Origin of the sequence: Croceitalea sp. P059 (assembly GCF_031846365.1) — a bacterium.
Classification (GTDB): Bacteria; Bacteroidota; Bacteroidia; order Flavobacteriales; family Flavobacteriaceae; genus Croceitalea; species Croceitalea vernalis.
On the sequence record NZ_JAVRHW010000005.1, the window covers coordinates 32394 to 46116 of the forward strand.

11 protein-coding genes are annotated in these 13723 nt (G+C 34.8%); 6 read left to right on the forward strand and 5 right to left on the reverse strand.

Translation table 11 applies throughout. The annotated features are described in order from the left end of the window. The first annotated feature begins 13 nt into the window (after positions 1 to 13). The 3 genes from RM542_RS13635 to RM542_RS13645 all read left to right on the forward strand — a co-directional run bounded on the left by RM542_RS13635 (position 14) and on the right by RM542_RS13645 (position 4642). Complete coding sequence (locus RM542_RS13635; RefSeq protein WP_311386305.1) at positions 14 to 2413, forward strand: glycoside hydrolase family 31 protein; 2400 nt, start codon at positions 14 to 16, stop codon at positions 2411 to 2413. Positions 2414 to 2450: 37 nt separating this feature from the next. Beyond that, positions 2451 to 3260, forward strand: a complete 810-nt coding sequence (locus tag RM542_RS13640) for a M48 family metallopeptidase (RefSeq protein WP_311386306.1) — start codon at positions 2451 to 2453, stop codon at positions 3258 to 3260. 62 nt (positions 3261 to 3322) lie between these two features. Next, positions 3323 to 4642 carry an MFS transporter gene (locus RM542_RS13645; protein ID WP_311386307.1) on the forward strand — a complete coding sequence of 440 codons (1320 nt, stop codon included), beginning with the start codon at positions 3323 to 3325 and terminating at the stop codon, positions 4640 to 4642. A 62-nt stretch (positions 4643 to 4704) separates the two neighbouring features. Here RM542_RS13645 and RM542_RS13650 read toward each other — a convergent pair whose 3' ends face one another. From RM542_RS13650 to RM542_RS13665, 4 genes are read right to left on the reverse strand one after another with little or no spacing between them, the layout of a single operon-like run. Continuing rightward, positions 4705 to 5427, reverse strand: a complete 723-nt coding sequence (locus RM542_RS13650; RefSeq protein ID WP_311386308.1) for a head GIN domain-containing protein — start codon at positions 5425 to 5427, stop codon at positions 4705 to 4707. A gap of 49 nt (positions 5428 to 5476) precedes the next feature. Continuing rightward, complete coding sequence (locus RM542_RS13655) at positions 5477 to 6577, reverse strand: hypothetical protein (RefSeq protein WP_311386309.1); 1101 nt, start codon at positions 6575 to 6577, stop codon at positions 5477 to 5479. Beyond that, complete coding sequence (locus RM542_RS13660; RefSeq protein WP_311386310.1) at positions 6555 to 7115, reverse strand: hypothetical protein; 561 nt, start codon at positions 7113 to 7115, stop codon at positions 6555 to 6557. Before RM542_RS13660 ends, RM542_RS13655 begins: the two co-directional genes overlap by 23 nt. A 2-nt stretch (positions 7116 to 7117) precedes the next feature. Continuing rightward, a complete protein-coding gene (locus RM542_RS13665) occupies positions 7118 to 7675 on the reverse strand; it encodes an RNA polymerase sigma factor (protein WP_311386311.1) in 558 nt (185 codons plus the stop codon). A 222-nt stretch (positions 7676 to 7897) separates the two neighbouring features. On the opposite strand from RM542_RS13665, the gene lon reads away from it, so the two are divergent. Next, positions 7898 to 10348 carry an endopeptidase La gene (gene lon, locus RM542_RS13670; protein ID WP_311386312.1) on the forward strand — a complete coding sequence of 817 codons (2451 nt, stop codon included), beginning with the start codon at positions 7898 to 7900 and terminating at the stop codon, positions 10346 to 10348. A gap of 34 nt (positions 10349 to 10382) precedes the next feature. Continuing rightward, positions 10383 to 11075: a (d)CMP kinase gene (cmk, locus tag RM542_RS13675; RefSeq protein ID WP_311386313.1), complete on the forward strand. Its 693-nt coding sequence runs from the start codon at positions 10383 to 10385 to the stop codon at positions 11073 to 11075. Positions 11076 to 11152: 77 nt separating this feature from the next. On the opposite strand, the gene RM542_RS13680 is transcribed toward cmk, so the two are convergent. After that, positions 11153 to 11533, reverse strand: a complete 381-nt coding sequence (locus tag RM542_RS13680; RefSeq protein ID WP_311386314.1) for a LysM peptidoglycan-binding domain-containing protein — start codon at positions 11531 to 11533, stop codon at positions 11153 to 11155. A 261-nt stretch (positions 11534 to 11794) separates the two neighbouring features. Here RM542_RS13680 and rpsA point away from each other — a divergent pair, with 261 nt between their 5' ends. Then, a complete protein-coding gene (gene rpsA / locus RM542_RS13685; RefSeq protein WP_311386315.1) occupies positions 11795 to 13666 on the forward strand; it encodes a 30S ribosomal protein S1 in 1872 nt (623 codons plus the stop codon). Positions 13667 to 13723: the final 57 nt, after the last annotated feature.

The window sequence follows — 13723 nt, forward strand, 5'->3', positions numbered from 1 at the left end:
AAATCATTCATTTATGATTACCAATACTGAAATAGAGAAAAGGGGTAATTTATACCCCAACCATATAGTAGATTTTAGGCAAGATAATGACAAGTTGTACTTTACTACACAGAATGGTGTAATATTAGAATTAACCGTTTTAAGAGATAGTGCTATTAGATTTAGATATGCAACTGAGCATGCTTTTGAGCCTGACTTTTCATACGCTATTAGCGAAGATGCAAGTAAAGGCTATAATGAACTTGAAGTCTTAGACGAAATACCCGAATATGTTATTATTACCTCAAAAATTAAAATCCATATCAATAAAACCAACCTTAAAGTTGAAATTACCGATTTAAAAGATTTGGTGATTAATGAAGATGAGTTCGGTTTTCATTGGGAAGAGAATTATGATTATGGAGGTAATATTGTTAAGATGACTAAGGTCACACAATCAGCCGAAAGTTTTTATGGTATGGGTGACAAGGCTTCCCATACCAATTTAAAGGGTAAACGAATTAACAATTGGGTTACCGATTCTTACGCTTACGGGAAAGATCAAGAACCGCTTTACAAGTCGATTCCCTTTTATGTGGGCTTGCATAGTGATGCAGCTTATGGAATATTTTTTGACAATTCTTTCAGTACTTATTTTGATTTTGCACATGAGCGTCGAAATGTTACAAGCTTTTGGGCTGATGGTGGTGAAATGAATTACTATTTCTTTTATGGGCCAAAAATTTCACAAGTTGTAGAAGCTTATACTGATTTAACGGGGGTACCCGAACTACCACCCTTATGGGCTTTGGGATTTCACCAATCAAAATGGAGTTATTATCCTGAGAAAAAAGTAAAAAAGATTGCATCAACCTTCAGAGAGCTTAAAATTCCTTGCGATGCCATTTACTTGGATATCGATTATATGGAAGGTTTTCGTTGTTTTACTTGGAATAATCGTCGTTTTCCGAATCCTAAAAAGATGGTTGATGATCTTTATGAAGATGGGTTTAAAACGGTTACGATGATAGACCCTGGAATTAAAATTGATCGTGATTATTGGGTTTATAAACAAGCAATGGATAATGGTTACTTCTGTCGAAGAGCTGATGGGCCACATTTTAAGGGTAAAGTTTGGCCTGGAGAATGTAAGTTTCCAGACTTCACTAATCCTGAAGTAAGAGAATGGTGGGCTGGTCTATATAAAGAGATGATTGCTGAAGTTGGAGTTCATGGGGTTTGGAACGATATGAATGAACCTGCAATTATGGAAGTACCTACAAAAACAGCTAATCTTGATGTACGCCATGACTATGATGGTCACCCTTGTAGTCATAGAAAAGCACACAATATATATGGCATGCAAATGGTTCGTGCCACTTTTGAAGGAATAAAGAAATATACTTTTCCAAAAAGGCCTTTTGTTCTTACACGTGCTGGATACTCTGGCACTCAACGATATTGTGCAACTTGGACAGGTGATAACGTTGCTACATGGGAGCATCTATGGATTGCTAATGTGCAAATGCAACGTATGTGTATGAGCGGCTATTCTTTCGTTGGTTCAGATATTGGTGGTTTTGCTGAACAACCTAACGGCGAACTTTTTGCACGTTGGATTCAACTGGGTGTTTTTCACCCTTTCTGCAGAGTACATTCAAGTGGAGATCATGGAGAGCAAGAACCTTGGTCTTTTGGTGATGAAGTTACGGATATTACTAGAAAATTTATTGAACTACGTTATCAACTATTACCTTACTTGTATACTATGTTTTATAAGTATGTAAAAGAAGGGGTACCAATGTTACAATCTTTAGTCTATTATGACCAAGAAGACACGCAGACGCATTTTAGAACAGATGAGTTTTTATTCGGAGAACAAATACTAGTCTGTCCGGTGCAAGAGGCCAATGCAAAAGGAAGAAGGATGTATATTCCCAAAGGAAAATGGTACAACTATTGGACTGAAGAAGTTGTTGATGGAGGCATAGAAAAATGGGTTTCTGCTGATATTGACAAGATTCCTTTATTTATCAAAGCCGGTGCAATTATTCCAAAATATCCGATACAGCAATATGTTGGTGAAAAAGAGATTACAGAATTAAAGCTTGATGTTTATTATAAAGAAGGAGTTGAAACATCAACGGTTTATGAAGATCAACAAGAAGGTTATGACTATAAAAAAGGTCGTTTTAGTCTTAGAAAATTTCGTCAACGAGGTAAAGAGAATGAATTGATTATGCAACAGTTTAAAGATGGTAGTTTTATTACTACCTATGAAACCTTTAAGCTTCAATTTCATGGATTACCTTTCAAGATAGAGAATATAGAAGTGGATAATGAAATGGTAGATTTAAAATCAATCAACTTTGACGGAGGTAATAGTATAGAAGTCAGTAAAGACTTTACCGAATTACATATTTTTGGACAATAATTTTTTTCGTAATTTGAAGCTATAAACACTATACATTATGAGAAAATTATTTTTAACAATTGCTATTTTTTTTGCTGTTGTAGCTTGTAAAACAAATCCCTTTACAGGTAAAAAAATGTTGAATTTTTACGGAAATCAGCAAATATTCCCCATGGCCTTTGCACAGTATGACCAGTTTTTAACGGAGAATAAAGTAATTACAGGTACTAAAGATGCTCAAATGATCACAAATGTTGGGCAACGTATTGCAAAAGCGGCTGAAACTTGGTTAAACGCCAATGGTCACCCCGGTTATTTAAAAGATTATAAATGGGAGTATAACTTGGTAAATGATGAAACAGTAAATGCCTGGTGCATGCCAGGTGGAAAAATTGTTTTTTATACCGGAATATTACCAATCACTCAAACTGAAACCGGTGTTGCAGTTGTAATGGGACATGAAGTTGCCCATGCACTTGCAGACCATGGTGCTCAGCGTATGAGTGCCGGTACATTGCAACAGATTGGAGCAGTAGCAGGTAATGTAGCAATTCAGGATCCTGAAAAACGTAATATGTTTAATCAAGCATATGGGGTTGGTTCACAATTAGGCGTTATGCTACCTTTTAGTCGTAGTCATGAAACTGAAGCCGATAATATTGGATTACATATCATGGCAATTGCTGGGTATGATCCTTATGAAGCTGCCGAGCTATGGAAACGAATGAAAGCTAATAGCGGGGGAGAAGCCCCACCAGAATTCATGAGTACTCACCCATCAAATGATACGAGAATAAATAATTTGACTGCATGGGCTCCGCTTGCTAAAGAAGAGGCTGCTAAGTTTGGAGTTACATCTTTTAGATAAACTGCAATCAATTAATAATAATAAAAGCTGTTCTTTTCGAACAGCTTTTCTATTTTTAGGGTATGGCAAAAGCATTGGAGTTAAAAGGAACTAAGAAGTTATTAAACGCATGGGCCTTTTATGATTGGGCTAATTCTGTATACAGCTTAGTAATTTCGTCAGCTATTTTCCCAATTTTTTATGGGGCACTATTTCGGGTTGCTGAGATTGAAAAAGTAACTATTTTTGGAGGAGAAATAGCACGGGCTCCTTTAATTAGTTATGTCACTTCAGCCGCTTTCGTATTTATTGCAATAGTTACTCCTTTAGTTTCTGGTATTGCAGATTACTTAGGAAACAAAAGAATTTTTTTAAAATTCTTTTGTTATCTCGGTGCAATTTCTTGTGTTGGTTTATACTGGTTTTCTCTTGAGAACATCTATTTTGGTTTGCTGTGTTATTTCTTTGGATTGGTTGGGTTTTGGGTAAGTTTTGCAATTAATAATTCATATTTACCAGATATTGCCTACCCCGAACAGCAAGATGGAATTAGTGCAAAAGGATTTTCACTGGGTTATATAGGAAGTGTGATTTTACTTGTTTTTAACCTAGCTATGGTTATGAAGCCAGATGTTTTTGGTATTACAAATGAAGGTCAAGTGGCCGAAGTTAAAGCAATGAAGTATTCATTTGTAACCGTTGGAATTTGGTGGGCGCTTTTTAGTCAATATACTTTTGCTCATTTGCCAAAAGGCTATAAACGCGAAGGAGAACGAAAGAATGTGGTGTTAAATGGATTTAAAGAGCTTAAAAGTGTATGGAAGCAATTAGGTGGTCAATTACAACTTAAGCGTTATTTGGGTGCATTTTTTGTTTACAGCATGGCGGTTCAGACCATAATGCTAATTGCTACTTATTTTGGCGAGGAAGAAATTAATTGGGGTACAGATAATGAAAGGACTACAGGTTTAATTGTAAGTATTTTGGTAATTCAAGTAGTGGCAATTTTTGGAGCAACCATAACTGCAAAAGCTTCAGATAAATTTGGTAATATCAAAACTCTTGTTGTCATTAATATTTTATGGCTTCTACTATGTATTTATGCCTATTTCTTAATAACCCCAACGGATTTTTATATTGCTGCCGGACTTGTTGGTTTAGTTATGGGCGGAATTCAGGCACTTTCTAGGTCGACCTACTCAAAATTTTTACCTGATACTACTGATACTACATCTTTTTTTAGTTTTTATGATGTTGCAGAAAAAATAGGAATCGTAATAGGTACTTTAATGTATGGGTTAATTGCACAACTAACTGGCAGTATGAGAAGCAGCACTATTTTTTTAGGAATATTCTTTTTAATAGGTGCTTTTCTATTAACTAGAGTACATAAAAAACCCTAACTATTCAGTTAGGGCTTTCAACGTTAATTGATTGAAATGGTCGTCTTTTGATTATTTTAGTTTTAATAACTCGATATATCACCAGAACCAGAAGTTTTGGTGTCAATCTTCTTTGGATTTCCTTTATAACTTATATCACCAGATCCAGAAACTCTTGCTTTTATCATTTCCGTTGCAGTAACTTTAATGTCGGCAGATCCAGAAACTTGCGCATAAACATTTGCGGCTTTTAAATCATACGCTTTGATATCGCCAGAACCAGAAATTGTAGCTTCAAAGTCTTGAACAGTACCAGATAAGTTGATATCTCCAGAACCAGACATAGAGGCGTCTATGGAGTTAGCCTCAACAGATAAAGTAATATCACCAGAACCAGACATTGCTGTTTTAAAATCATTAGATTTAATTGTAGTTTCTCCTACAATATCACCAGAACCTGATAAGGCAACCATATCAACGGATTCTACAGGAACAGTGACATAAATACCTGAATTCCAATTTGAAGGTTTTAAATTCACACCCTTTTCAGTTTTAATTACAAGTTTTCCGTCTTTAACTTCTGTCTTTATGTACTCTAGTAGATTTTCTTCGCCTTTAAGGGTAAGTTCACCCTCATTGCCCGCTACCAGATTTACATCAAACCATCCTGATACCGCAATTGCATCATATTCCCCAACAGACCGTTCAATAGTCACAGTTTTTCCGTTTCCTTTTACTCTTTTTCCCCATTGGGCACTAGCAGCAATGGTAAATAATACTAAACTTAATGTTATTACTTTTTTCATGATTGTGTTTTTTTACCCAGTTTGACCGAGCTTTTGTTATTGATTGATATTAATTTTTATAAAATGATACACCACCGTAATCGGTTGTAATATTTAAGGTATTCCCTGAATTGGGTTCACCGTAATATCCTTTATAATATTTGTCTCCAGATTTTTCTTTGCTAATATTAATCGTGAAATCATCTTTTCCGCTAACACCAGCATATTCGGCTGATATTTCAAAATCAAAATGATAGCCTGGGTCGTATCCAATTTTGATACCTGTATAATCAGATTTAATAGACAAGTCTCCAGCTTCAGCGGTCATTTTATCAATCTTAATTGATCCGTAATCAGCAGTAATACTTAGGTCTCCATAAACTCTGCCTAGTTTAATACCAAAATAATCACCATTACCTGAAATACTTTGAACACTGCCGACCTCCATTGAGCCATAATCCGAAGTATAGGAGAGGTCGCCCATCTCTTTAATAACTGCATTAGTATAATCGGCATTTATCTTTAAGTCACCGGCTTTTTCAATTGTAAAGCCAGAATAGTCCGCAATTATTTCTGCGCTATTTACATATTCAAAAGTGGATCTTGATGTGTAGTCAAATCGCAGTTCATTATTTCTTCCTCTGAGTTCTCCTATTTCCATTTTACCATAGTCACAATTGATTTTAGCATGCCCATCAATACGATCCAGGTAAATATTACCGTAATCGTTATTTAAATGAACACTGTTCTTTACTGGTAATTTAATCGTATAGTTTACTTGCACACTTACATTATTTCGTTTACCCCAGTTCCAACCCCAATTATTGTTTCGTTCTCCAAATCTGGTCATAGCAGAAACAAGGCTGTCACTATTTTCAAAATCAATATCAATTTCATTCAAACGTTCCGCAACTTTTTCCTCGTTATTACCATTTGTTTTTATGTTCACTTCAATAACAACTCTGTTTTCATTCCATGAGGTTATATTAAGGTTCCCATAACTGTTTTTAACTTTGAAAAGAGCATCAGAATTCACGCTAAATTCTTTGTTAATCTTTTTTTCTTTGGTGTACTTACCTTTCATTCCACCACCATAGGTAGCCGAAACAGTAAAAGAGGATACCAATAAAAATGTTAGGCTTATGTATTTAAATAGTAAAGTTCGTTTCATCTTGATAATTTAAATTTTTTATAGATTCAATTGTGGTTAGTACTTCTTTTAGCAAATCAATTCTTGTTTGAAAATTGTTAATCATAGCATTCAAAATTAGCTTGCTATCTCCACCGTCTACAAGTTCTTGCTCAAGGTTGTTGTAATCAATTTCTAACCGTTTTAGTTGTTTTAAAGTGTCATCTACTAGCTGCTCATTTTGAGGAGTTTTTAATGTTCTTAGCTCTTGTACTTGTTCTTCAATTAGGCTGGCAAAATAAAATTCAGTATCTGAAACTTCAGGTGAAATTTCAACTACTTGTTCTTTAAGACTTGTTTGATTATTGTTCAGGGTTAATGCCAAAACACAAACGACAATTATTGAAGCAGCAATTGAAAGAGGTTTCCACCAAGTTGTCTTCTTTTTACTTAATTGAACAACACCGTTTGATTGATTCAGTTTTTCTAAAAAACGTGCTTCGTGCCCGTTACTTGGGTTTTCTGTATCAAAATTATTCTCCAGGTTTTCAAAAAGTAGTTTTATATCATCCTTTTCCATAATTAGGCATTTACTGTCAATTTTTTTCTTAGACTTTCTTTAGCTCGCGAAATTGTTGTTCTGCAATTAGCATAGCTGATATCCATTATTTCACTTATCTCTTCATAATCATAACCTTCGATTAAATGTAAGGTCAAAGAAACTCTGTAATTGTTTTTTAAACTTTTCATGGTTTCCATCACTTTTTGAGCCTTCAGTTCTGTTATACCATTACTCGTAATCCCAACTGCATCATTATCTTCGACCTTGTACATAACTTCTTCTAAATCAACAGCACTATTTTTTTGCTGCTTTCTGTAATGATATATACTGTTGTTAACTACAATTCGTTTTAACCAAGCTCCGAAAGTAACTTTGCCTTGGAAAGTATGCAGTTTCGTAAACGCGTTTAAAAACGACTCTTGCATAATGTCTTCGGCTTCGGCAGTATGTTTTACAATTCGTAAAGCTGTGTTATACATGGCTTTGTAATACTTATTGTAAAGTGCCAACTGCGCACTTTGTTTTCCTTCGAGACACCCTTGTACTAATGGGTCAGTATGTTCATATTGTTGGCTCAAAAAGTTGAATGGTTTGTATTATAGATGATTCAATTTAGTGATTGTTACAGTTTCTGTTAAAAATTATTCTTAACCATGGCATACCAATTGCAATATGATAATGAGTTTATGTTTTTTATTGAACTGAAATCGCTGTTTTAAAGCGGTTTGAGTGAAAAAGCGAAAAAAGAATAATTTTCAGAAAGCTGTCTATTGGTGACAGAATGACCGATACAATATATTATGGGAGAAGTAAAGTTCACAAATTTTGACAATATGTCTTTACAAGGAATTGATGAAGAAGCAGAATTAATACCACTATTGACGCCAGAAGATGAAGAAGAAATGAATAACGAGGTTTTACCTGAGACTTTGCCGGTACTGCCTTTGAAAAATACGGTTTTATTTCCAGGGGTAGTAATTCCGATTACTGCAGGGCGTGATAAGTCTATCAATTTAATAAAGGATGCTAATAACGGCAATAAAACTATTGGTGTTGTATCTCAAAAGGATGAAGAGACTGAAGACCCAAAGGCAAAAGATATCAATACACTTGGTACCGTTGCTCGAATATTAAGAGTACTTCAAATGCCTGATGGAAATACTACAGTTATCATTCAAGGAAAGAAAAGATTTGAGGTTGCTGAAGTGCTTACCGAAGATCCTTACATGACTGCGACTATTAGGGAAGCAGAGGAGACAAGACCTGATCAAAATGATAAAGAATTCTTAGCCATTATCGACTCAATTAAGGAGTTGGCGTATAAAATAATTAAGGATAATCCTAATATCCCTAGTGAAGCTACTTTCGCTATTAAAAACATACAGAGTAATTCTTTCTTAATCAATTTTGTTTCTTCTAACCTTAATCTAGGCGTCACAGAAAAACAACATTTATTAGAAATTCCGGATTTACAAGAAAGGGCTTTAGCTACATTAAAGTATATGAACATTGAACTTCAGAAATTAGAGTTGAAAAATGATATTCAATCTAAAGTTCGAAGTGATATGGACCAGCAACAGCGAGAGTATTTTTTACATCAACAAATGAAGACGATTCAAGAAGAATTGGGTGGTCTCTCTTATGAAGAAGAAGTTGATGAAATGAAGGCCAAAGCAAAAAAGAAAAAATGGAACAAAAAGATTAAAGACCATTTTGAAAAAGAATTGTCTAAAATGCAACGTATGAACCCACAGGTTGCAGAATATTCTATTCAAAGAAATTATTTAGATTTATTTCTTGAGTTGCCTTGGGAGGAGTTTTCTAAAGATAAATTCGATTTAAAGAGAGCCCAAAAAATATTAGATCGGGACCATTACGGTCTAGAAGATGTTAAAAAAAGAATCATTGAGTATTTAGCGGTTTTAAAATTACGAAATGATATGAAATCGCCGATTCTTTGTTTGTACGGCCCTCCAGGAGTTGGTAAAACCTCTTTAGGAAAATCTGTCGCTGAAGCTTTAGGACGTGAATATGTGCGAATTTCATTAGGTGGTTTGCGTGATGAGGCTGAAATAAGAGGACATCGTAAAACCTATATTGGTGCAATGCCAGGTCGTATTATTCAAAGTCTTAAAAAGGCTGGAACATCTAATCCAGTTTTTATTTTAGATGAAATTGACAAACTATCTAATAGCCATCAAGGAGATCCATCTTCTGCCATGCTTGAAGTTCTTGATCCAGAACAGAATAGTGAGTTTTACGATAATTTTTTAGAGATGGGCTATGACTTATCTAAGGTAATGTTCATTGCTACAGCAAACAATTTAGGAACCATTCAGCCTGCTTTGCGCGATAGAATGGAGATTATTAATGTTACTGGCTATACTATTGAAGAAAAAGTTGAAATAGGAAAAAAGCATTTATTACCAAAACAATTAAAAGAACATGGTTTAGCAACTGAGCATTTAAAAATCGCAAAGCCTCAATTAGAAAGAATTGTTGAAGGCTATACTAGAGAATCAGGTGTAAGGTCTTTAGAAAAACAGTTGGCAAAAATGGTGCGCTACGCTGCTAAAAATATTGCTACTGAAGAAAAATATGATGTTAAAGCCACTAATGAAACAGTAGGAAAAGTTCTTGGCGCGGCTCGTTTAGAACGTGACAAGTACGAAAATAATGATGTTGCAGGGGTTGTTACAGGTTTGGCGTGGACCAGCGTTGGAGGAGATATTCTGTTTATTGAATCTATTTTATCTAAAGGAAAAGGAACACTCAATATTACCGGTAATCTTGGTAAAGTTATGAAAGAATCAGCCACGATTGCGATGGAATATATAAAATCAAATGCCGAAGTTTTTGGAATAGCTACCGACGTTTTCGATAACTATAATGTACATATTCATGTACCGGAAGGTGCCACTCCAAAAGATGGGCCAAGTGCGGGTATAACAATGTTAACTTCTTTGATATCATTATTTACTCAGCGCAAAGTCAAGAAAAATCTCGCTATGACCGGTGAAATTACTTTAAGGGGAAAAGTACTCCCTGTTGGAGGAATTAAAGAAAAGATTCTGGCAGCTAAAAGAGCAAAAATTAAAGAAATAATTCTTTGTGAAGAGAATAGAAAAGACATTCAAGAAATTAAAGAAGATTATCTAAAAGGGTTGACCTTTCATTATGTCAGAGATATGAGCGAAGTAATTGATTTGGCTATTACGAAGCAGAAAGTGAAGAATGCAAAGAAATTATAAATTTTGTTATCACATTTTCTAGGTATTTTTATATATGGGTAAAATCATAATAGCCATTGACGGCTTCTCATCAACGGGTAAAAGCACTATAGCCAAACAATTGTCGAAAGCCTTAAATTATATTTACGTAGATACAGGTGCAATGTATCGGGCGGTGGCGCTTTACGCATTAAATTACGATTTGGTTGATGATGTAAAACTTAAAACTGATGATTTGGTGAATGCGCTTTCAAAGGTTAATATCAAGTTTGTTCCTAATAATCAAACTGGAAAGTCTGATATGTTTTTAAATGGTAAGAATGTAGAGCAAGAAATTCGGACCATGAGGGTATCTCGTCAAGTAAGTAAGATAGCGACAATCAAAGAAGTAAGAGAAAAGTTAGTAGCTATCCAACAAAAAATGGGAACAGAGAAAGGTATTGTTATGGATGGTCGTGATATTGGCACTGTTGTCTTTCCTGATGCTGAACTTAAGATTTTTATGACAGCTTCACCTGAAGCTCGAGCAAATAGACGCTATAAAGAATTGTTAGATAGGGGTGATAAAGTTACTTTTGATGAAGTTTTAAAAAATGTCCAAGAGCGCGATTATATTGATTCTAATCGCAAGGAATCCCCACTTAAAAAAGCGGACGGAGCTATTGAAATTGATAATAGTGATATGGGGTTAAAAGAACAACTAGAACGGATTCATAATTATGCTTTAAGACTAATTAAAAGCCATTAGTTGATGACAAGTGTGCTACTGAATATAAAAAATGCCGTTGATTTATCAACGGCATTTTTATTTAATAATCTTTAATTCTAGATGTTTGGAATGACCAATACTTGATCAGGGTGAATCACATCTGGGTTTTTCAAGATATTCGTGTTAGCTTCGAAAATTTTTGTGTATTTCATCGCGTCTCCGTAATAGTGTTTTGCTATTTTACTCAAAGACTCGCCACTTGCAACCGTATGTCTATGATAGACAGAATCATCAGAAACTGAAATATTGGCTTTAACATCTGACGCACCTTCTCCACCTAATTCTTTAATTTTATCCCAAAGGAGATTTTTTTCGTAAGGTGTGTTTGCCTCACCTTTTATTTTTAAAACACCTGCTTCTTCAGAAACGTCACCGTTCTTTATTCCTAATTGTTGCCCTAAATCTAGAACCCCTTGATATTTTGCTTTTACACTCATGTTGTTGCTATTAATTTATTGATTACTTATTAGACCCAATATACTTATAAAAGTCACATTTTTAGAGCTTTTTTAATTAATATTAGAATGTTCTTATGTAAGTGTAGTAGAAAGGTTTGTTTTACAAGTAATTAATTGTACTTTTGCACTCCTTTTTAGCAAAAACAAGAGAGAAAGGAACATTTATAATTTAAGTCTAAACTACTTCTACAATAATTGCTTTACTCTTGTGAAACTGTAGAATACAAATTTTATCAGCAAATGGCTGAAGATAAAAAACCAGCTGAGGCAGCAGAGACTGTTGAGGCAATAAAAGAAACTACCGAAACACTTCAAGAGGTAGTTGAAACCAAAAAAGAAGAAACTCCAAAACAAGATCCAGCAGAATTCTTAGAAAATTTTGATTGGGAGAAGTATGAAGAAGGAATCGAACGTGTTGATGATACTAAGCTACAAGAATTTGAATCGCTTGTAGAGGAAAACTTCGTCGATACTGCTGATGCTGAAGTAGTTGAAGGTCATGTTGTGCATATGACTGATCGTGAGGCTATTATTGATATCAATGCGAAGTCTGAAGGTGTTATTTCTTTAAATGAATTTAGGTATAATCCTGATTTAACGGTTGGTGATAAAGTAGAAGTACTTATTGACATCCGTGAAGATAAAACAGGTCAGTTAGTTCTTTCTCATAGAAAGGCACGAACTATTATGGCTTGGGATCGTGTAAATGCAGCTCATGATAAAGAAGAGATTGTAACAGGTTTTGTGAAATGCAGAACTAAGGGAGGTATGATTGTAGATGTTTTCGGTATCGAAGCATTCTTGCCAGGTTCGCAGATTGATGTGAAACCTATTCGTGATTACGATCAGTATGTTGGTAAAACAATGGAATTTAAAGTAGTTAAAATCAATCACGAATTCAAAAACGTTGTAGTATCACATAAAGCTTTAATCGAGGCTGATATTGAAGAACAGAAGAAAGAAATAATCGGTCAACTTGAAAAAGGACAGGTATTAGAAGGGGTTGTTAAAAATGTAACTTCTTACGGGGTCTTTATTGATTTAGGTGGTGTAGATGGTCTTATTCACATTACTGACCTTTCTTGGAGTAGAATTAATCACCCGAATGAGGTTGTTGAGCTTGATCAGAAATTAAATGTTGTTATCCTTGATTTTGATGATAATAAATCGAGAATTCAATTAGGTCTTAAACAATTAGAAAAGCACCCTTGGGATGCTTTAGGTGATGAAATTAAGATTGGTGACAAAGTAAAAGGTAAAGTTGTTGTTATAGCTGATTACGGAGCCTTTATCGAAGTTGCTGAAGGAGTAGAAGGATTGATTCATGTTTCTGAAATGTCATGGTCAACACACCTACGTTCAGCACAAGACTTTGTTAAAGTTGGTGATGAAGTCGAGGCAGTTGTTCTTACATTAGACAGGGAGGATAGAAAAATGTCATTAGGTATTAAACAAATGACACCAGATCCATGGACGGATATCACCTCTAAATATCCTGTAGGTTCAAGACATAAAGGTATTGTAAGAAACTTTACAAACTTTGGTGTATTTGTTGAAATGGAAGAAGGGATTGATGGTTTAATTTATATCTCAGATTTATCTTGGACTAAGAAAATCAAACATCCTTCTGAATTTGTTAATGTAAGTGACACTTTAGAAGTTGAGGTATTGGAGTTGGATGTTGAAGGCAGAAAGTTAAGCCTTGGACATAAACAAACCACGGAAAACCCTTGGGATAAATATGAAACAGAATTTGCTGAAGGGACCTTGCATAAGGCGGCAGTATCTGATATCGTAGATAAAGGTGCAACCGTTGTCTTCAATGACGATATTACAGGATTCATTCCTTCTCGTCATATGGAAAAAGAAGATGGTAAGAAAATTACAAAAGGAGAAGAAGTTGAATTTAAGATTATTGAATTTAACAAAGACTTCAAAAGAGTTGTCGCAAGTCATACAGCTTTATTTAGAGAGCAAGAAGAACGCAATGTAAAAGCTGCCAAAAAGAAAATGGCTGCTTCAGCTGATGCTGCAGCAACTACTTTAGGTGATGCTAACTCTGCTCTTCAGGCCTTGAAAGAAAAAATGGAAGCAGGTTCTAAGAAAAAGTAACCAATTTCATTTCATCTGAAAACAAGCCCTTGATGACATCATCAAGGGCTTTTTGTT